The organism is Streptomyces sp. NPDC002588, assembly GCF_040295925.1.
Lineage (GTDB): Bacteria > Actinomycetota > Actinomycetes > Streptomycetales > Streptomycetaceae > Streptomyces.
The window spans coordinates 1-19,848 of record NZ_JBEOWF010000065.1 but is presented as its reverse complement, the minus strand read 5'-3'; the positions used below and the strand labels follow the sequence as shown (position 1 = coordinate 19,848).

Below are 19,848 nucleotides of genomic sequence, written 5' to 3'. Positions count from 1 at the left end.
TAAGCCATGGCGAACGACACTCTTTCCGTACCCGCGGGCCGGGCCGCCGGTGCCGCGACGAGCAACGCGACCCGGCTGCTGTGCGCGGGCACGTACCTCGACCCGGTCTACCGCGCCATCGTCATCCGCGAGTTGCTGACCCACCGGTTCCGGGTGGTGGCGCCGTCGTACGGCTACGACGCGGTCCCCGTGCTCGCGCACGCGCTGGCGGCCCGCCGGCTGCACCGGGCCCGGCTGGCCGTGCTCGGCGCGGGCCTGGTGGTCACGTTCTTCCTCATGGGCGTCGATGTCCTGAACTGGTTCGGCGGCTTCCTCGCGGTGCTGTGGCTGCTGTGGGTCACCGCGTATCTGCGGCGGATCGTCACCCTCCAGACCCTGGCGACCCGGCTGGGGCGCGGCACCGCCGGACAGGGCGGCGCGGGCGGGTTCACCGGCGCGTACCCTCGCCACACCGAGCTGACGCCCGAGCTGGTGGCCAAGATCGACCGGGAGCAGGTCTCCGACGGCACCCTGGTCCGCTACAGCGGGTACAAGCCGTTCGTCGGTGCGGGCGAGCCGGTGAAGCGGTGGTCGACCGCCGAACTGCTGATCGGGGCACCGCTCAACCCGTTCGAGAACGGGCACCGGCCTGCGGGCCCGGCGGCCGTGGAGGAGCCGCGGCGCAAGGAGGTCATCCCCTTCACCGCGGAGGAGATCACCTCTCATGTCGCCGGGCGGCTGGCCGCCACCCTGCGCGACGAGGCGCGGCCCGCGGAGCGGATCGACGGTCTCGCCGTCGAGCGGTCCACGTTCACCACGAGCGTCACGACCCGTCCCGGCCGGTGGGAACAGACCTCCGAGGAACGCGAGGGCCGTTGGGAGGACGTCTACGACTCGGGACGCGCCTATCTGTGCGTGCGGGTGGGCTCGTGGAACCAGGAGCTGGTCACCACGGCGTTCGTGGGCTTCGACCTCAAGGGGAACACCCTGCACACCGAGTTCTACTCGTACGTGCTGGCGCCGATCAAGGGGGACTTCCACCTGGTGGACCGGCTGCCCGCCACCCTGAGCGGCGGGCTGCTTCTCCGGGTCGCGTGGGACACCCTGCGCGCCGCCCCCGGGGCCGTCCTGGGCCCGGCGCTCCGGCGGGCGCGCGCCCTGCTGCCGTGGCAGCCGGGCGCGCGCCGGATCCGGGTGCTTCAGCCGTTCGACACCAGCGAGTTCCGCCTCGGCCGTTACGCGGACACCGTGGTGGACCGCGGGGCGCTCACCAGCATCCGGGAACTGGCGACCAGCGACGAGTTCCACGTCTTCTTCCAGGAGACGGACACCATCAAGTACACGCAGATCGTGGAGCGCCAGCTGCTGCACGTCATCCGTGGCTTCCTGCACGAGCACAACGTGGATCTCGCGGAGAACGAGGCCCGCCAGACGAACATCCTCAGCAACGACTTCGGCAGCAACAACAGCTTCGGCAGCCACAGCAACTTCGGTCCCGGCAACCAGGACAACAGCAACTCCGGGACGCAGAACTTCAACCAGGGGGCATGACCTCGATGACCGGCATCTCCGACGCCTCCGGCACGGCTGGTTCCCACACCGGCAACACCTTCGGCAACGGCAACAACTTCGGCAGCCACAGCAACTTCGGCTCCGGGAACCAGGACAACAGCAACTCCGGGACGCAGAACTTCTCCACCAACGTCCCGGCACCGGCCCCGACTCCGGCCCCGGTCCCGGACGGCAGTGGCGGGCCCCAGGGCGGGCCCTCGCCGGACGTCAGCCGGAACGTCTTCGTCGTCCACGGACGGGACGAAGAGGTCCGGATGAAGATGTTCGACCTGCTGCGGCTGCTCGATCTGCATCCCCTGGAATGGGAGGACCTGGTCAGGGCGACCGGCAGGACGGCGCCGTTCCTCGGCGAGGTCGTCGCCGCGGCCCCCGCACAGGCCCAGGCGGCCCTGGTGCTGCTCACCCCGGACGACGTCGTCCAGCTGCACCCGGACCTGCGCGGTGCGAACGAGCCGCCGTACGAGACGGAACCGACCGGCCAGCCCCGGCCGAACGTGCTGATCGAGCTGGGCATGGTGCTCATGGCCTACCCGGAGCGGACGCTGATGGTGGAGGTCGGGGCGCTGCGCACGATCTCCGACATCGCGGGGATGAACGTCATCCGGTTCGACGGCTCCGAGACCGCCGTGGGCAAGATCGTGGAGCGGCTGAAGCTGGCGGGCTGCAAGGTGAACGACACCGGCTCCGACTGGCGCCAGACCTGGCCGTTCCGTCATCTGGCGGCGTACGGCCGTACGGGGCGGCAGACACCGTCGGCCCGATGAAGCCGCGGTACGGGCCTCCCCCGGGGGAGGGGGCCCGTACCGCTCGCCGGGGGAAAGGGAGGGGTGTCCGGCGTCAGACGTGGCGCCGGACACCCGCCGCCAGGCCCGCCAGGAAGGCCGCGGCCTCCGGGAGGTCGATCCGGCCCATCTCGCCGGGGCGGATCACCACCCGCAGCTCACGGCAGAGCGGACGCTCCCACGCGTGCACGACGAACGACAGCAGGATGAGACGCAGCAGGCTGTCCTCGTCGAGGTCATGCAGCCGGGCGAGCCCCGCCCCGGTCAACGGCATGGTGACGCACTCCAGTTGGCCGTGCCGGCGGACGGCGTCCCACAGCCGGTCGAGACCGAGCCACAGGTCCTGGACCCCGGAGGAGGCCACGCAGTCGTTGCCCATCCGGCTGTAGGCGACGGCGAACACGAGTCGCGGCCGGACGCCGAGGACGGCGACCGTGCCGATCGGATACCTGTCCCGTTTGCCCCGCGGTTTGTCCTGTGCGCTCTCCCGCGCGACCGGGGCCACCCCTTCGAGCGCGGCCGCCAGCTCCGCGTCCAGCCCCGTCGCGTCTCCCCCGTACCGGCGGGCCAGCAACTGCCCTTGCACGCTGTCGTCGTTGATGACGACCCCGTCGTGCACAAGGGTGTCGAAGGTGTCGGTGAACCCCACGACCAGATGCCCGGCCTGGTCGAAGAGGTCGCCCTCCTCCACCACCACCGTCATGCCGGGACGCCCGAACTCCTGCCGTACGGCGCCCTGCGGCCGCGCGCGGGCCAGTCCCCAGGCCAGGCACAGCCCCACGGAGCCGGCCGTCACCAGCCCGGGATGCCGGAAGGCCGCCGGGAACAACTGGCTGAAGAACTGCACGACGGCGGACACCACGCCGAAGGCGACGAGGACACTGCCCGCGAACACCCGTCGCACACGCGCGTGCCGGAGCGAGAAAGGCGGACGGGTCGATCGCATGATTGCCTCCACGGCACCTTGGTACGCTGGCTTCCCTGCTGACGGGCAGGCACGCGGCGGAGGGGGCGAAGCGCGTGGAGACCCGCACACCGTGTGTCCGCGTGAGTGTCCTGGGGCCCGCCCGGCTGGAGGTGAACGGCACTTCGGCCCGGCTCACCCCGCTGACCACCCGTCTGCTGGTCCGTCTGGTCGCCGCCGACGGCGAGGCCGTACCGGCCCGGCAGCTCTACCGGGACGTCTGGCAGCAGACCCTCGACCTGCCGCGCCAGGACCTGCGCGGCCGCAACGAGGTGCAGAAGCGGATCCTCGAGCTGCGCCGCGCCTTCGACCTCGCCGGGCCCGGACTTGGTGCCCGGATCATCCGCACGGCGCAACTGCCGACCGCGCGCGGGGTGGAGAGCACCTACCAACTGGCTCTGGCCACAGAGGAGTTGGACAGCACGGAGTTCACCCGTCTGGTGGGCGACGCGCTGCGGGCGCCGCCGGCCTCGGCCGTCCGGCTGCTGGCGGACGCGCTGCGGCTGTGGCGCGGCCGGCCGCTGGCGGAGGCGCACGACGAGGAGTTCGCCGCCGCCCCGATCCGACGGCTGACCCGGCTGCGGGAGACCGCTCTGCATGAACTCGTTGCCGGGCACAGCGCGTTGGGCCGCTACGACCTCGCTCTGCCGGTGGCCGAGCAGACCGCCCGGGAGCTGCCGGACGACCCCGCGGCCGCCGCCGCACTCGCCCGCCTGCACACCCTGCTGCGGGAACGGCACGGCGACGAACTGCTGCGCCACACCCTGCGCGGGCTGCGGGTGGACGTCGTCGTGGTGCGCGGCGACCTGTTCGAGCAGGAGGACGCCAATCTGGTCGTGGGGTTCTCCGACACCTTCGACACCTCCACCGAACAGGACGTCGTGATCAGCGGGGAGAGTGTGCAGGGCCAGCTGGTCGACCGGCTCTTCGAGGGCCGGCACCGGCAGCTCGACGAGCAACTGCGAAGTGGGCTGCGGGAGTTCACGCCGCTGGTCACGGAGAGCGCCCGGGCGAAGCGGCGCGGCCGCCGCACCCGCTATCCGATCGGTACGGCGGTCGCGGTCCCCGTGGGCAGACGGTGGGTGTTCGCGCTCGCCTACTCCCGGCTCGGCAACGACCTGCGCGCCCGCTCGGCACCGGCGGACCTGCGGCTGAGCCTGGAGCGGCTGTGGCCGTCGGTCGCCCGGCACGGCCGGTTCAGGCCGGTGGCGGTCCCGCTGATCGGCGCGGGTCTTGCCCGGGTCGTCGAACTCGACCGCACCCAGCTGCTGTCGCTGATCGTCGAGACCTTCGTCGAGAGCCTGCGCGCCGACCCCGCGGTCTCCCCCGAACTGCGGATCGTCGTCCGGCCCGAGGAACTGGAGAGCACCGATCTGGCGGCGGTCGAGGCCCGGCTGCGGGCCCTGGACGAACAGCTGGAACCTGGTCATTCCCCCAGCGAACGCCCGCCACCGCTTCCGCCGACAGCCACCGTCCACTCCCGGACCGCTTCCGGACCGCTTCCGGACGGCCGGTAGCGCTCAAGGAGCCGGGAGACGACGGTCTAGACGTCGTCGCCGGTCCGCCCGGAAAGATCCTGCGGCGCGGCGAGGGTCTGCAGGCCTATGACCGACAGGAGTTCCAGGCGTTCGGCGTCCCGGGTGCCCGGTTCGGCCGTGTAGACCATGATGCGCAGGTCGCTGCCGTCGACCCTGAGGACGTCGCAGTCGAGGGTCAGGGGGCCGACCTGGGGGTGGTCGACGGTCTTGCGGGAGGCGTCGTGCCGGGCCACGGCGCCGGAGTCCCACAGTTCGGCGAACCGGGCGCTGTGCGTGCGGAGTTCCTCGACGAGGTCCCGCAGCCTGCGGTCGGCCGGGTAGCGGTGGGTCGCCGCGCGCAGATCGGCGACGACCGCGGCCTCCGTCGCCCGCCGGGACTGCGGGGTGTGGCGGACGCGGTCCTCGCCGTCGCCGAGGAAGGCGCGCCAGGCGCCGTTGCGGGCCCGGCCGTGGCGTTCGCCCATGAGAGCCGTGAACAGCGGGTTGGCCAGCAGCAGGGTCCAGCTCGCGTCGGAGACCGACACCGGTGTCCCGGTGAGCCGGTCCAGCATCCGGTGCACGCTCGGCGCGATGTACGCGGGCACCGTGCCCTGCCCCGGCGGCACCAGCCCGGCGACATGGAAGAGGTGCTCGCGTTCGGCCGCGGACACCCTGAGCGCCCGTCCGAGGGCCTCCACGACCTGCTCCGACGGATGGGCGGCCCGGCCCTGCTCCAGACGGGTCACATAGTCGACGGAGATCCCCGCCAGCATCGCGAGTTCCTCCCGGCGCAGCCCGGGCGCACGCCGGTGGCCGCCCGAGGGCAGCCCCGCCGCGTCCGGGGGGACCCGGTCCCGCCACCGCCGTACCGTACGACCGAACTCCGTGCTCGCCATGTCACCACTGTGCACCGCCCGTCCCCCGGTCGTCCTGGTACTGGCGGTCCCAGGAAGACGCGGGCACTGTCTGCTCCCGGTCCCCCGCCGCACTCTGGAGGCATGACAACGGATGGCGACACCATGACGAACGCCTCGGCCACCACGGCGAAGACCGTACTGATCACCGGGGCGAACAAGGGGCTGGGTTTCGAGACCGCCCGCCGGCTCGTCGAGGCCGGGCACACCGTCTACGTCGGCAGCCGGGACGCCGAGCGGGGCCTGCGCGCCGCCGACCTGCTGGGCGCGCGGCACATCCTGATCGACATCACCGACGACGGCTCCGTGGCGGACGCGGCCAGGACGATCGAGGCCGCCGGCGGTCTGGACGTCCTCGTCAACAACGCGGGCATCGAGGTGCGCGGCCCCGGCAACAGCGTGCCCGGCGCCGCGGAGCTGACCGCCGACCAGATCCGCGAGGTCTTCGAGACGAACGTCTTCGGCGCGGTCCGCGTCACCCACGCGTTCCTGCCGCTGCTGCGGCGCTCCCCCGCACCGGTCGTCGTCAACGTCAGCAGCGGTCTGGCCTCGCTGACCCTGGTCTCCGACCCGGCCACCCCGGCGCACGCCTACCCGGGCGTCGCCTACCCGGCGTCGAAGACCGCCCTCAACATGGTCACCCTGCAGTACGCGAAGGCGTTCCCGGCGCTGCGGATCAACGCGGTCGAACCCGGCTTCACCAAGACCGACCTGAACGGCAACACCGGTGTCCAGACCGTCGAGGAGGGCGCGGAGATCATCGTCCGCATGGCCCAGGTGGCGCCGGACGGACCGACCGGCGGGTACTTCGACGCGGAGGGGCCGCTGCCCTGGTGACCCGCGGGGGTCTCAGGTGACGGGCAGTCCGTAGGCGCGGTCGAAGTGCTGGGCCACCAGGTGTCCGGCTCCGTCGCAGGAGAGCTGCCAGTCGTTGACACCGGTCTCGCGGCCGTCGGTGAAGTTCCACAGCAGACGTCCGGAGGCGGTGTCGATCGCGTAGAAGCCGTCCTTGTTCTCGAAGGCCGGCACGTAGACGGCGTGCGCCCCGACCGCGATCGGGTTGTCGACGTTGAGCCGGGGGGTCTCGCAGAACCAGCGGTGCGAGCCGTTCGCCGCGTTGAAGGCGTGGACGCCGTAGGGGTCGGTGCCGGTGGCGTAGACCGTGTTGCCGCCCGCGCCGAGGGAGGCGAACATGCCGCGTCCGGCCTTCGACTTCCAGCGGAGCTTCCCCGTGCTCAGTGCCAGGGCGATGAGTTCGGAGCCGATGGCGAAGACGGTCTCGCCGAGCACGGCAAGGCCCGGCCGGAGGTCGTAGCCCACGTGGTGCCGCCAGCGCAGGCTGCCGCCGTCCCGGGTGTTGCGCACGGAGACGTTGCGCAGTCCGTCGGCGTAGACGAAGTAGTCGGAGGTGGTGACGGGCTGCAGCGGCACACCCACGTCCTCCGGGTTGATCGGGATGACGATGGCCCGGCGGGCCTGGAGGTCGACGCCGAAGACCGCGTTGGTGGAGGTCGCGACGCCGGCCTCCGCCGACTGACGCTGCAGGCTGGCCCCGAGGACCGAGACGGCGTAGCCGTCGTAGCTGCCGAGCAGCTGGTCGAACTGGTAGTCCTCGCCGAAGTCGAGGGTGAACCGCTCGGTGCCGCCGGCCGGGTCGACACCGATCAGGGTCGCACCGGTGCCGAGCGCGACCGCGGCGCCGTAGCTCAGCAGGACGGGCGTGGGCGACAGGCTGATGCCCTGGTAGACCCACTTGGGCTGGGAGCCGTTCGCCAGGTCGAGGCAGATGATGTTGCCGGGGCGGGCCTTCAGCAGGGCCGTACCGCCGGTGAAGACGGCCGGGGCCTGCAAGAGCGGGCCGCCGCGGTAGACCCAGGCCGGCTCGGGGGGCGGTCCGGCCGGACGCCCGGCCTGCCCGCCGCCCGGCTTTCGCCGGGCGGCGACGAGGGCCGCGCCCCCGGCGAGCGCCGTGCCCGCGACCGCGCCGGCGGCGAGGATCGTGCGTCGGGGGAATCGGGAGGGGGCGGGGGTACGGCGGTGTGCCGGGGCGGAGGCGGAGGCGCAGAGTGGTGCGGGCTCGGGGTCGGGAGCGGGGGCGGATTCGCGTACGGGCGGGGAGGTGTGCGCGTGGGCGGGTGCCTGGGCGTCCGCGGGTGCCGGCGTGTGCGCGTACGCGGCGGGCCGGTACGGCCCCGGGTCCGGCTGTCCCGTCGGATCCACCGATCCCACCGGGTCCGCGGGTTCCCGCACCGGTGCCTCGGCGACGAGCCCCGGACCGTGGGTGCCACGGGTGTCCCGCACGCAACCGGTACCGGGGCCGCCGGCTCCGGGTCCGCGCTCGGCGACGTCGGTCTCGTACGCCGACCGCCCCACCGTCGCGTACACCGACCCGCGCGTGCCGCCGGCCGGCGGCACCGAGTCGGGACTCCCGGGTGTCCCGGATCCACCGGGCCCGTCGGTCCAGGGCCGTGCCGGGCCCGGTGTGCGCGCGAGGAGGTCGAGGTCCGTCGCGGCCGCCCGGTGTTCGGCGATGAGCGCGGCGACCCGCGGGGGCAGCCAGCCCTCGGTCAGCACCTGTTCGGCGCCGCCCGGGGCGCAGGCCGCGGAGAGCCGGTCCGGGTCGATGCGCAGGACCGGGTCCTTGGCGAGACAGAGACTGATGATCTTGTCCAGGGGTTCGGGCACCCGGGACAGGTCGGGCGAGCCGTGGACCACCTGGTAGAGGAGGGAGGCCGCCGCGGCACCGCTGAACGGAGCCTGTCCGGACGCGGCGAACGCGAGCACCGAACCGAGGCAGAAGACGTCTCCCTCCGGCCCCATCGGATCGCCGGTGGCCTGCTCGGGACACATGTACTCGAGGGAGCCGAACAGGCCTCCCGCGCCGGTGAGTTCATAGCCGTCCCGGGCACGGACGATGCCGAAGTCGATGACGCGCGGGCCGTCCGCGGCGAGCAGCACGTTGGACGGTTTGAGGTCGCGGTGCACCAGCCCCTCGGCGTGTACGGCGGTCAGCGCCTCGGCGATGCCGGCGCCCAGCGCGAGGACGGTGTCCACCGGCAGCGGTCCGTGCAGGGCGATCGCCTCGGCCAGGGTGGGGCCGGGTATGTAGGCGGTGGCGAGCCAGGGGGTCTCGGCGTCCGGTGCGGCGTCCAGCACGGGGGCGGTGTAGACACCGCCCACCGCCGCCGCGGCCGCCACCTCGCGACGGAAGCGGATGCGGAAGTTCTTGTCCTCGGCCATCTCGGGACGGATGACCTTGACGGCGACGGTACGGCCGGCCGACGACGTGGCCAGATAGACCCGGCCCATACCGCCTGCTCCGAGCCGAGCCACGAGCCGGTAGGGGCCCAGTTGCTCGGGGTCTTCTGGGCGCAGTGGTTGCATGCCCTCAGCCGCCTGTTCTCAGTGGTGGGGGAGAGGACCGGTGGGGTCTGACCACAGACTAGATGCTGATGTGACTGATGAGGCCACCCCGGAACCACGGTTTGCCCACACCCGGACGCAGGTGTTCCGCCGTCGGCCTACCGTCGGCACAGGAATTGACACCCTGTCAGATATCGGGTGACACGTGGCCGTCCTGCGGGTTCAGTGCGCGATGAGCAACAGTTGCAGGATGAAACGGCTTCCGGCGCCGGAGACCTCCGATGTGCCGAAGGTCACGCCCCATGTGTTGCGCCATGCAAAACCGCGATGGGCCGCGGTGGTGTTCACCGCGGCCCACCGGCATGCGAACCGCCTCCGATCACGCCGCGAGCGCGTGGCCGGGATGCAGTACGACCTTGGTGTAGCCCTCGATCCGCTGGTCGAACTTCTCGTACGCGCGCGGCGCCTCGTCCAGGGGCAGTTCGTGGGAGACCACGAAACTGGGCTTGGCGCGCCCCGCGATGATCAGGTCGCGCAGCTGACGGTTGTACTGCTTGACGTTGCACTGACCGGTGCCCATCCGCTGCCCCTTCTCGAACATGCGCCCGATGGAGACCAGCAGCTGACCGTGCTTGGCGTTGTCGTCGGGCCCGCCCGGGTCGGACGGCACGTACAGACCCGGCACGCCCAGCATGCCCGTCGGCCGTACCGTCTCGACGAGCGTGTTGAGGACGACGGCGGGTTCCTCGTGGCTCGCGTCGTGCGCCTGGGCCTGGTAGCCCACGGCGTCGACGCCCTTGTCGGTTCCCTCGCCCGCGGTCTGTTCCTTGATCTGCCCGGCCGGGTCGCCCTTGGTGAAGTCGATCGGGATGGCTCCGATCTCCTCGGCCTTGGCGAGCCGCTCGGGCACCCGGTCCACGGAGAACACCTTCGAGGCGCCGCGCAGCAGCGCGGAGTACGCGGCCATCAGGCCGACCGGGCCGGCGCCGAAGACGGCCACGCTCTCACCGGGAGACACCTGGGCGAGCTCGCACCCGTGGTAGCCGGTCGGGAAGATGTCGGCGAGCAGCACGAAGTCGGTCTCCGCGCCCTCCGGCGGCAGTTTCAGGCAGTTGAAATCGGCGAACGGCACTCGCAACAGCTCCGCCTGGCCGCCCGTGTACGGCCCCATGGCCACATAGCCATAGGCTCCGCCGGCGAAGCCCGGATTGACCGTCAGACAGAAGCCGGTCCTGCCGGCGAGGCAGTTCTTGCAGAATCCGCAGGCGACGTTGAACGGCATGACGACGCGGTCGCCCTTGGACAAGGAGGTCACGCCCGTGCCGAGCTCCTCGACGATGCCGAGGTTCTCGTGTCCGAAGACGATGCCCGACTCGGCTGCCGTGCGCCCCTCGTACATGTGCAGGTCGGATCCGCAGATGGCGGTGGACGTGACACGTACCAGCACGTCGTTCGGGTGCTGGATCCGCGGGTCGTCGACCTCTCTGACGGCGACACTGAAGGGCTTCTCGTAGACAACGGCTTTCACCTGGATCACCTCCGCGTCGAACGCCGGGCGACGACGGACGGCGGACCGCCCTGACCGGGGCTCTCGCCGGGAGAACACACACCGAGACGGGCCCTCTCGGCCCGCGTCGTGGCCCCGAGGCGCTCTGGCTGCAGCATCGATTGCTTCCTCCTTCCAGGGAACGCCCGTAAGGCACGCGCTGCAACCTCCGTCGGGGCGGCCGCGGCCGCCCGGGAGCCGTACGGGTACGGAATACCGGACCCAAGGGCCGTTTCAGCTCGCTCCGGTCACCTGACGTCGACGAAGTCCCCGGCGGCCGTGGACGGGCCCGTGGTGGCGGTGCCGGGGAAGAGGAAGCGGAAGTAGCCGTCGGCCGTGGCCTTGGTGGTGGTCTTCAGCGTGCCGCTGCCGCCGCTGGTGATGGTCTTCAGGGTCTTGTAGGTGGTGCTGCCCTTCTTGCGGAACTGCAGTCTGACCGACTGCCCCCGATAGCCGGTGTACGTGCCGCTGTCCCAGTTGGCGCGGGTCAGCCTGCCGGTGACCGTGATGGTCCTGCCCTTCTTCACCGGCTCGGGCGAGGCGTTGACCGTCACCTTGCCGTACCGCTTGAAGTGCGCCGTGCCGGCGACGTCGATCTCCGTCCAGTCGTCGCCGGCGTCCTGCGCCCCGGCGAGCACGTTCCAGGTGCCGGCGAGGCCGTTGTGGTCGAAGTCCCGCGCGGCGTCCACGCCGATGCTCACCTTGCAGGTGACGGTGGTGCGGTCGGCGGACGACGCGGTGCACGTACCCGTCGGCGGGTACATCGGCAGGTTGCCGTCGGCGTCGTCGGTGTTGGGGCCGTGCCACAGGTAGGCCCAGGACGCGACGATGCCGTCCGGGTCCGTCGCCTGCCACGTGATGGTGACGGTCTTCCTGGTGGTCAGGCCGAGCACGACGTCCTTGCCGCCGTTGACGACGACATGGGAGAACGTGGTGTCGCTGGGAGCGGCCCGGTCCGCCGCCTGCGCGGCGGCCGGGACGAACGAGGCGGACAGGGCGGTCGTGAGCGACACGACGGCGACAGCGGCGCGAACACGCATGGAATCCCCCTCAGGGATCGTCGGCTCCGCCGTCCCGTCACGGCGAAACCTGATGAGGTGTCACGCTGCCTAGACCCATGAGGGGCGGCCTCGGTTGCCCTGTCACCGTGACCGGTTGTTCAGTGCGGGTCGATACACCTACCTCAGCCGGGTGAGTGTCAGGTCGTACGGCGCGTCGGTCGCCGGAGACGGCGGCAGCAGGTGGGCGACGTCGCCCGCGCAGGTGTAGTGATCGGGAGTGAGGCTCGCGGTGGCTTTCTGACGGACGACGTAGGTTTCGGCCACCCGGAGAGTGACGTCACCGGGGCGGCGTACGGCGGAGCCGTAGTAGCCGATCGTGCCGTCCGCGGTCCGGTAGTGGGCGCCGGCGCTGCCGCTCATGTGCAGAACCACCGCGCGCCCGTGGAGAGTCCCCGTCTGCGAGACCCCCTTGCCGTAGTCGATGATCAGGATGCCGTCGGGCCGGAACGTCCAGGTGCCGCGGTCGCCCGTCAGCCACACCGGGCTTCCGTCGACGACCAGGCGCTGTCGGGCCGGGGACGCGCGCCAGGTACCGACGAGGCAGGGGTCGTTCTTCCGGTCGGACGACCCGGACGGGCCGGACGCCTGGCGGGCGTCCTGGCCGTTCGACGGTGGCCGTGCGGCCGCCGTGGAGGCGGTCGACCGCCAGACGAGGTGGTCCTGCCGGACTCCCGCGGCCGCGCCCGCGAGGACGAGCGCCGCCAGGAACCCCAGTGCCGGCCGCAGGAGCACCGGGCGGCGGGGGGTGTCCTCGTGCGCGGTGTCCGGCACGCCGTCCGGCCGTCGCCGGCGGTGCGCGGACAGCGCCGTGACCGCGGCGGCGAGCAGTCCTGCGGGCAACGCTGCGACCGCTCCCCAGGCCACGGCCTCGTGCAGTCGGTCGGCCACGTCGGTGCCGGGCAGGAACTCCCTCGCGCCGCAGACGCCCGCGGCGGCGTCGGTGACGGCGACACACAGGGCCGTCCCCCGGCTGACGTAGAAGCCCAGCGTGCCGAGGGCCGCGGTGACGGTCACGGCCAGCGGAACCAGCACCGGCCGCAGCCTGCGGCAGACGAGGACGGTTCCCACCGCTGCGGCGGCCTGGAGCAGGGCGGCGACCGCCATGTACGTGTCCGCGTGCACGGTGAGGAACGACAGGGCCCCGAGGACGGCCGGCGGGCCGGAGATCCGGCGGACCTCCGGTGGCAGCGCGCCCCGGGCGGCATACGGCAGGACGATTCCGCAGGCGACGGACGTGAGGCCCGCGGCAGCGCCGACGGCCAGGGCTCTGCCGACGCCCTCGCGCAGAGCGAGGTGCCCGCGCCGTCGGGCGGCGGCCACCAGCGGGACCGCCCAGACGAGGACGAGTCCCACCGGGAGGAGCGGGGTGGCGCGGAGGAGAAGGAGCGGGAAGTAGAAGTAGGCGTCGCCGAGCCGGCCGGTGAGCGCGGAGTACCAGCCGATCGTCTGGCCGACGGCCGGCACGGCTCGGAGGGGCGTCGTGGTGAGTGCGTCCGGGTCCCACCCACGGGCGTGCCACAGGGCCAGGAGCGGTCCCCAGACGACCCCGGCGGTGGCGATGACCAGGCGTGTGTGCGGCCCTCGTCCCGCGCCGGAGCCGTCCGGGCGAAGGGAGTGGGGGGAAAGGGCGCGGGGGGAAAGGGCGCGGCGCACCGACCGCATCCACAGCGCGAGCGGCAGCAGGATCGCCAGGTGGACGAGACCGATCAGCGCGTACTGGCCGAGGGTCGGTGCGATCACCGTCGTGTCGGCCGCCACCAGCGAGATCGCCCGGCTGCACACCAGACCGCCGGTGAGCGCGGCCGGCAGGACGAACAGGTCGCGCCCCGGGGGAACCGCTCCCCGGCGGGCCCGCCCGTCGCGGGCCGCCCCGGCGACCGGAGCCGAGCCCGGTGCCGGGCTCGAATCCGGGCTCGAATCCGGGCTCGGTGCCGCGTTGCGTGCGGCCAGTGCCGCGGCCAGTGCCAGCGTCAGAACCACGCCGAAGGGCAGAGCCAGCAGCGTCAGTCCGACCGTGACGAAACGCTCCGAGACCATCCCCGTCAGCAGCGAGAGGTTGTCGAGGGCCAGCCCGGCCAGGAGGCCGAGGGCGGCCGTCTCCCAGGTCCCGGTGCGCAGCAGCCGTGCGGGATCGGCCATCGCCGCCACCCGCCGCTCGGGGCTGGGATGGGTTCCGGCACGAGCCGCCCGCCGCCGCCACCCGGCCGGAAGCCACCGCCACACCGAACGCGCGGAGGGCCAGGGCAGGGCGGCCACCATCCGCGGGAGGGAGCTCCGGGTGGCGTCCCAGGTGTGGGCCAGCGCGTCCGCATGCAGTTCCCTTGCGCGCAGGATCATGTTCCTGGCGAGATAGGCGACGGCGCTCAGCACCGCCAGCGCGGCCAGCCGGTACACCGGCTTCTCCTCGATGCCCGGCAGCGTGCTGCCCGGCCAGTCCTCCGCGGCCCCGAAGAGCGCCCTGGGATACAGGGACAGCAGGACGCAGGGCGCGAGTGCCGTCGTGACGAACGACCACCACAGCGCGATGGTCAGATAGGTGCGTCCGACGTCGCGATGGCGGTGGTGGGCCAGTTCATGCCTGACGACGGCGCGAAAGCCGGCCAGGTCCCGGTCGAAGCGGACCAGCAGCCCCACGTTCAGACAGACCCGGGGACGTCCGGGCAGGCCGTAGGCCCGGCCGCCCGCCGTGGTGGCGTAGGGGTCGATCAGCCAGAGGGGAAGCCGGGACAGCCCGGCCTTGCGGGCCAGCGCGTCCAGCTCCTCCAGCACGTCGGCGTTCTCGCGGCCGGTCAGCCGGAGCTTCCTGGACCGCTGCGGCAGACGGACACTCCCGGCCAGGCGCCGCAGCGGACCTGAGCCGACGCCCGAGGCGGGCCGCCAGGTGATCCGCGGCCACCAGGGGTGGAGCGCGAACAGGAGGACGGCCACCGCCACCTCGGCCGCGAGCCCCGTCGCGATCCATCCGATCTCGTGCAGGACGTACGGCCGCATGCACGCGTTGGCCATCGCCACCCGCGTGTTCAGCTGGTCGCTCTCCCCGGTGATCCAGGCGGTCGCCGGATCGATACGGGCGAGGCAGGGGTCGACCCGGTGCCGGGACAGCCACTCCGCGGACGGCAGCGCGGCGCTCACCACGCTGAACGCCACCACGCTGGACGCCAGCACCGCGGCGACCAGGACGGCGAACCGAAGGTCCGTTCGGGCCCGCAGCGACGGCCCCGTCATCGCGGCAGGACCGGGCGGGAGCGAGGGGGGAGCGACTCCGCCGACCGCGGCGGCGCCTCCGGTCACTGCGGCGGCTCCCCGGCCAGCCCGTCACCCACGACCGCCGCGGCCATGAGTTCCGCGCGGTCCTGCGGCATGCCACCGTGGCGCATCAGCGTGTGCGTCACGATCCGCCGCACCTCACGCCACTGCTCGGGGTCGAGCCGCACCGACTCGGTCGGTTCTCCCGCCGAACCGGCGCGCCGTGTCCCCTCCTCGGCGGAGGTGCCGGCGGGCGGGCCGGCGAACATCCTGCGGATCAGGCCTCGCGACGCGCCGACCGCCCTGTCGCCCAGATACGCGCCCACGGCGGACGCCGCCGCCAGGAACACAGGAGTCAGCAGCTCCTCCGTGCCCGGCATGCCGAACTCCAGCGGCCCGCCCGCTCGCGCCCCGGCGGCAGGCGCCAGCGCCCGCTTCGGATCACTGAAGTAGGCCGCGCACAGCATGTCGAACGCCCGGCGTTCGGCAGCCACCTGTTCCGGTGCCACGGCGGCCGCCCGGTCGAGCATCGCGCGGGCCGCTTCCGCCACGCCCACCGCTTCGGTGTCGTACGCACGACGTGATGCCTTCACGCCACCCCCTTGCAAGAGACACTGCGAGGCCGCGCGGTTGTCCCTTGCCTGGACCACCTGCTCGGCTCCTACGCGCTGCACGCTAGGGAGCAATGCAACAAAGCGTTGCGTAGATGCGTAATTCGGTAATGACTCACGTCCGGATGGTGTACGGGGAGGGGAACCCGATCCGGCGGTCAGGCTCCGGCGGCGGGCTCGAGCTCTGCCAACCGGTCCCCCCACGGCGGATTGGGACCGGCGACCGAGCAGGTCAGGGCCGCGACCCGAGCGCCGAACCGGCAGGCTTCCGCGACCTCGCCGAGACCGAGCCTGGTCAGCCGGCCGCCGAGGAGTCCGCGGGCGCCGAGGTGGTGCAGCAGGCCGGCGGTGAAGGAGTCGCCCGCGCCGACCGTGTCGACGACCCGCGTGGCCACCGCGGGCACCCGCAGCCGTTCGCCGTCGAGTGAGGCCAGGGCGCCGTCGGCACCGAGCGTGATCACGACGAGCCGCACCCCCGCGGCGTGCCAGGTGTCGCACGCCTGCTCGGGCGGGGTGCCCGGCAGGAGCAGTCCGAGGTCGTCCTCGCTCAGCCGCAGGATGTCGGCGAGACCGCACCAGCGCGCCAGCCGGGAACGGTAGACCTCGGGGCGCACCAGCAGCGGCCGGACGTTGGGGTCGATGCTGACGGTGGCGCGCGGAGCCGCTGTCGTCAGGAACTCCTCCACCACCGCCCCGCCGGGTTCCCGGACCAGCGCCAGCGACCCGGTGTGCACACACGCCGTCTCCGACAGATCCACCGTCGCCAGTTCCCCGGGAGTCCACTGCCAGTCGGCCGTGTTCTGCGCGTGGAACGAGAACGCGGCCTGCCCCGCGTCATCCAGCTCCGCCACCGCAAGCGTGCTGGGCTCGTCGGCGGCGACCGCGTAGGACAGGTCCACGCCGGACGCCTCGAGACGGGCCCGGAACAGGCGGCCGAAGACGTCGCCGGACAGCCGTGCGAGGAAGCGGGCCGGCGTGCCCAGCCGGGCCAGGGCCACCGCCGTGTTCGCGGGTCCGCCGCCGGGCAGCACCCGCAGGGCGAGTTCGTTCACGGCGTGGGACGGTTCGGTGAAGGCGTCCGCGACGCACTCTCCCAGAACGGTGATCTGACGGGGACTCATGGGCTGCTCTTCCTGGGAAAGGCTCGAAAGGACCGGACGAATGGGCCGTGCGGCGACGCGGCCGATGACCGGCCGCGTCGCCACGACGGCTTGCGGGAACCCGCCGGAGGGGTCAGGGCAGGACGACGATCTTGCGTCCCTGACCGGCGGCGAACCGGTCCAGTGCCTGCGGGTACTCCGTCAGCGGCAGTCGGTGACTGATGAACACCTGGGGATCGAGGACCCCCGCGGCGAACAGCTCCGCCGCGCGCTCGTAGCTGTGCAGGACGGCCATGGAGCCGGTGATGGTGATCTCCTGGTTGTAGATGCGGTACGGCGAGATGGTGGCCGTCGTCGCGTAGTCGGAGACCCCGAACTGCAGGAAGGTTCCCGCCTTGGCGACCCGGTCCAGGCCGTCCTGGATGGCGGCGGCGTTGCCGGTCGCGTCGACCACCACGTCCCAGCCGGCCGGGCGCCCCAACTCGTCGGCCGAGAGCGCCGCTCGGGAGCAGCCCAGCTTCTCGGCCGTGGCCAGCCGTTCCGGGTTGACGTCGACGACGTCCACCGAGGCGGCGCCGGTGCGCTTGGCCAGCTCCAGCATCATCAGGCCCATCGTGCCGGTGCCGTAGATCAGCACGTGGGAGCCGAGTCTGCTGTTGAGCACGTCGTAGCCGCGCACGGCACAGGACAGCGGCTCGATCAGCGCCGCGTCCTGGACGTCCACGTGGTCGGGCAGCCGTACGCAGTTGGCGACGGGCGCGACGGCGTACTCGGCGGCGCCGCCGGCCACGGTCACTCCGATCGCCTGCCACCGGTCGCAGAGGTTGTTGCGGCCTGCCCGGCAGTACCGGCACTCGTTGCAGTACAGCGAGGGGTCCACGGCGACCCGGTCGCCGAGCGCGAGTTCGGTGACCTCGCTGCCGAGGCCGACGACCTCCCCGGCGAACTCGTGGCCCGGCACGATCGGCAGACGGGGCGCGAACTCGCCCTGCAGGATGTGCAGATCGGTCCCGCACAGCCCGCAGGCCGCCACATCCACCACGACCTCGCGCGGCCCGGGCGTGGGGTCGGGCACCGTGGTGACGGTGACCTTGCCGGGCGCTTCGATGACGGCTGCTTTCACTTGACTGCTCCTAGGGACAGGCCGCGGACCAGTTTGTCCTGGGCGGCGAAGCCGGCGATGAGGACGGGCAGCGAGACCAGGGTGGCGGCGGCGCACAGCCGGGCCAGGAAGAGGCCCTCGTTGGTGATGAAGCCGACCAGGAAGACCGGGGCGGTGGATGCCTGTGTCGCGGTGAGGTTGACCGCGAACATGAACTCGTTCCAGCTGAAGATGAAGCAGATCAGGGAGGTGGCGGCGAGTCCGGGCATGGCGACGGGTGCGACGATCCGCAGCAGGACGGTGGGCAGTCCGGCGCCGTCGACCTCGGCGGCCTCGAGGATCTCCTTGGGGACCTCGGCGAGGAAGGAACGCATCATCCACACCGCGATCGGGAGGTTCATGGCGGTGTAGAGGACGACCAGCGTCCACACGTTGTCCAGCATCCCGGCGTCCTTGACGATCAGGTACACCGGCAGCAGGGCCGCGATCGCCGGGAGGAACTTCGTGGACAGGAAGAAGAACATCACGTCGGTCCACTTCTCGACCGGCTTGATGGACAGCGCATACGCCGCCGGCACCGCCAGGGCCAGCACCAGCAGCGTCGAAATGACGCCGGCCATCGCCGAGTTGAGGAGGAAGGGGGTGATGTCCCGGCTGAACAGCAGCTTGTACTGGTCGAAGGTGAGCGGCGCGAACGGGGTCGGCGGGTTGGTCGCGGCGTCCGCCTCCTGATGGAAGGAGGTGAGCACCATCCACGCCACCGGCGCGAAGAACGCCAGCGTGGCCAGCCAGGCCACGAACGTCCACAGGGGTGAGAGGCGCGGGGCGTTGGGGTCGTCCTTGCCACGCAGGACCTTCGTGAACCTGCCCCCTCGGGGTGCGGCTATGGCTGCGTGAGTGGTCATCGGGAGACCTCCTCGCGGAACAGGGACGCGATGGTGCGCAGCGCGAAGGTCGCGATCACGATCGAGCCGAGGACGACGACGACTCCGGCGGCGGCCGCCTGGCCGTACTCGTACTTGCGGAACATGGTCAGGTAGATCTCGTAGGGCAGGTTGGTGGTCTGCGAGCCGGGGCCGCCCTGGGTGATGGTGTAGACCGCGTCGAAGGTCTGCACGACGTAGATCGTGCCGAGCAGGACGCCCAGCTCGAGGTACTGGCGCAGATGCGGCAGCGTGATGTGCAGGAAGGTCTGGCGGGCGGACGCGCCGTCGACACGGGCCGCCTCCAGGACGTCACCGGGCTGGGCCTGCAGACCGGCCAGCAGGATCAGCATCATGAACGGCGTCCACTGCCACACCAGTGACACCACCACGGCGGGCATCGGATAGGACGAGATCCAGTCCACCGTGGGCCCGTTGTCCGCGCCGAAGAGCCGGTAGACGGCGTTGAGGGTGCCGTTGAGCAGGCCGTAGTCGGGGTTGTAGATGGCGTGCTTCCACAGCAGCGCCGCCGCGACCGGCATCACCAGGAACGGCGCGATCAGCAGGGTGCGCGCCAGGCCGCGGCCCACGAACCTGCGGTCCAGCAGCAGCGCCAGCCCCAGACCGAGGACCACGCTGATGAGGACGACCGACGCGGTGAGCACGACGGTGTTGAAAACGGCGGTGCGCAGCCGCTCGTCGGTGAAGACGAACGTGAAGTTGTCCAGGCCGACGAAGTGCCGGTCGCCCGGCTTGAGGATGTTCCACTGGAAGGTGGAGATCACGAGCGTTGCCACGAAGGGCAGTTGGGTGACGACGATGGTGAAGACCAGCGCCGGCAGCAGCGGGATGCGCCGCTTCCACTTGGCCGTGCCCGAGGACTTCCGGGGGCGGGCGGGCGGTGGTGCCGTCTTGGGGGGTGCGGTGAGCGTGGTCATGAAGGGTTTCCTCTGCCGGTGAAGGCCGGGGTAGGGGAAGCGGTGCCCGGCCGGCGCTGAGGCCGGCCGGGCACTGAAGGTCACTTCTGGTAGGTCTTGGCGACGTCCTCGGCGAGCTTCTGGCCGTCGTCCAGTGCCTTGTCCACGCTGGTCTTGCCGGCGATGGCGGCGGAGATCTCCTGGGTGACCTTCGTGCCCAGGTCCTGGAACTCGGGGATGGCCACGTACTG

General features: G+C 72.0%; 16 protein-coding genes and 1 pseudogene. 4 read left to right on the top strand and 13 right to left on the bottom strand.

Features of this window, described 5'->3' with window-relative positions; all coding sequences use genetic code 11:
• Nucleotides 1-6: 6 nt before the first annotated feature.
• Nucleotides 7-1,530, top strand: a complete 1,524-nt coding sequence (locus ABT057_RS45075) for an AbeC-like domain-containing protein (RefSeq protein WP_352350440.1) — start codon at nucleotides 7-9, stop codon at nucleotides 1,528-1,530.
• Nucleotides 1,527-2,315 (top strand): TIR domain-containing protein, encoded by a 789-nt coding sequence (locus ABT057_RS45070; protein ID WP_352350438.1) that lies wholly within the window; start codon nucleotides 1,527-1,529, stop codon nucleotides 2,313-2,315. Before ABT057_RS45075 ends, ABT057_RS45070 begins: the two co-directional genes overlap by 4 nt.
• Before the next feature lie 73 nt (nucleotides 2,316-2,388).
• Here ABT057_RS45070 and ABT057_RS45065 read toward each other — a convergent pair whose 3' ends face one another.
• Entirely contained in the window at nucleotides 2,389-3,279 is an 891-nt protein-coding gene (locus ABT057_RS45065; protein WP_352350436.1) for a macro domain-containing protein, read from the bottom strand.
• Between the two features lie 101 nt (nucleotides 3,280-3,380).
• On the opposite strand from ABT057_RS45065, the gene ABT057_RS45060 reads away from it, so the two are divergent.
• A complete protein-coding gene (locus ABT057_RS45060; protein WP_352350434.1) occupies nucleotides 3,381-4,814 on the top strand; it encodes an AfsR/SARP family transcriptional regulator in 1,434 nt (477 codons plus the stop codon).
• A gap of 26 nt (nucleotides 4,815-4,840) precedes the next feature.
• On the opposite strand, the gene ABT057_RS45055 is transcribed toward ABT057_RS45060, so the two are convergent.
• Nucleotides 4,841-5,710: a helix-turn-helix transcriptional regulator gene (locus ABT057_RS45055; protein ID WP_352350432.1), complete on the bottom strand. Its 870-nt coding sequence runs from the start codon at nucleotides 5,708-5,710 to the stop codon at nucleotides 4,841-4,843.
• Between the two features lie 102 nt (nucleotides 5,711-5,812).
• Between ABT057_RS45055 and ABT057_RS45050 the strand changes: the two genes are divergently transcribed.
• Nucleotides 5,813-6,565, top strand: coding sequence for an SDR family NAD(P)-dependent oxidoreductase (locus ABT057_RS45050; RefSeq protein ID WP_352350430.1), 753 nt, complete (start codon nucleotides 5,813-5,815; stop codon nucleotides 6,563-6,565).
• A gap of 12 nt (nucleotides 6,566-6,577) precedes the next feature.
• Here ABT057_RS45050 and ABT057_RS45045 read toward each other — a convergent pair whose 3' ends face one another.
• From ABT057_RS45045 to ABT057_RS44995, 11 genes and pseudogenes are all read right to left on the bottom strand, one after another.
• Nucleotides 6,578-9,112: a serine/threonine-protein kinase gene (locus ABT057_RS45045; RefSeq protein WP_352350428.1), complete on the bottom strand. Its 2,535-nt coding sequence runs from the start codon at nucleotides 9,110-9,112 to the stop codon at nucleotides 6,578-6,580.
• Between the two features lie 201 nt (nucleotides 9,113-9,313).
• Nucleotides 9,314-9,439 carry a hypothetical protein gene (locus ABT057_RS45040; RefSeq protein WP_352350426.1) on the bottom strand — a complete coding sequence of 42 codons (126 nt, stop codon included), beginning with the start codon at nucleotides 9,437-9,439 and terminating at the stop codon, nucleotides 9,314-9,316.
• A 31-nt stretch (nucleotides 9,440-9,470) separates the two neighbouring features.
• Complete coding sequence (locus ABT057_RS45035; RefSeq protein ID WP_352350424.1) at nucleotides 9,471-10,619, bottom strand: glutathione-independent formaldehyde dehydrogenase; 1,149 nt, start codon at nucleotides 10,617-10,619, stop codon at nucleotides 9,471-9,473.
• A gap of 266 nt (nucleotides 10,620-10,885) precedes the next feature.
• Nucleotides 10,886-11,677: a hypothetical protein gene (locus tag ABT057_RS45030; protein ID WP_352350422.1), complete on the bottom strand. Its 792-nt coding sequence runs from the start codon at nucleotides 11,675-11,677 to the stop codon at nucleotides 10,886-10,888.
• A 138-nt stretch (nucleotides 11,678-11,815) separates the two neighbouring features.
• Nucleotides 11,816-14,989 (bottom strand): M48 family metalloprotease, encoded by a 3,174-nt coding sequence (locus ABT057_RS45025; RefSeq protein WP_352350420.1) that lies wholly within the window; start codon nucleotides 14,987-14,989, stop codon nucleotides 11,816-11,818.
• Nucleotides 14,986-15,537, bottom strand: coding sequence for a hypothetical protein (locus ABT057_RS45020; protein WP_352350418.1), 552 nt, complete (start codon nucleotides 15,535-15,537; stop codon nucleotides 14,986-14,988). Before ABT057_RS45020 ends, ABT057_RS45025 begins: the two co-directional genes overlap by 4 nt.
• A gap of 176 nt (nucleotides 15,538-15,713) precedes the next feature.
• Complete coding sequence (locus ABT057_RS45015) at nucleotides 15,714-16,676, bottom strand: carbohydrate kinase family protein (RefSeq protein ID WP_352350416.1); 963 nt, start codon at nucleotides 16,674-16,676, stop codon at nucleotides 15,714-15,716.
• A gap of 112 nt (nucleotides 16,677-16,788) precedes the next feature.
• The gene (locus ABT057_RS45010) at nucleotides 16,789-17,778 is read right to left on the bottom strand and encodes a zinc-dependent alcohol dehydrogenase family protein (RefSeq protein ID WP_352350414.1); all 990 of its coding nucleotides are present in this window, start codon (nucleotides 17,776-17,778) and stop codon (nucleotides 16,789-16,791) included.
• On the bottom strand, nucleotides 17,775-18,662 hold the full coding sequence (locus tag ABT057_RS45005; protein WP_352350412.1) for a carbohydrate ABC transporter permease: 888 nt from the start codon (nucleotides 18,660-18,662) through the stop codon (nucleotides 17,775-17,777). Before ABT057_RS45005 ends, ABT057_RS45010 begins: the two co-directional genes overlap by 4 nt.
• Nucleotides 18,659-19,618, bottom strand: coding sequence for a carbohydrate ABC transporter permease (locus ABT057_RS45000; protein ID WP_352350410.1), 960 nt, complete (start codon nucleotides 19,616-19,618; stop codon nucleotides 18,659-18,661). The genes ABT057_RS45005 and ABT057_RS45000 overlap by 4 nt, the downstream gene beginning before the upstream one ends.
• Nucleotides 19,619-19,698: 80 nt before the next feature.
• A pseudogene (locus tag ABT057_RS44995) lies at nucleotides 19,699-19,848 on the bottom strand (sugar ABC transporter substrate-binding protein); the annotation flags it as partial.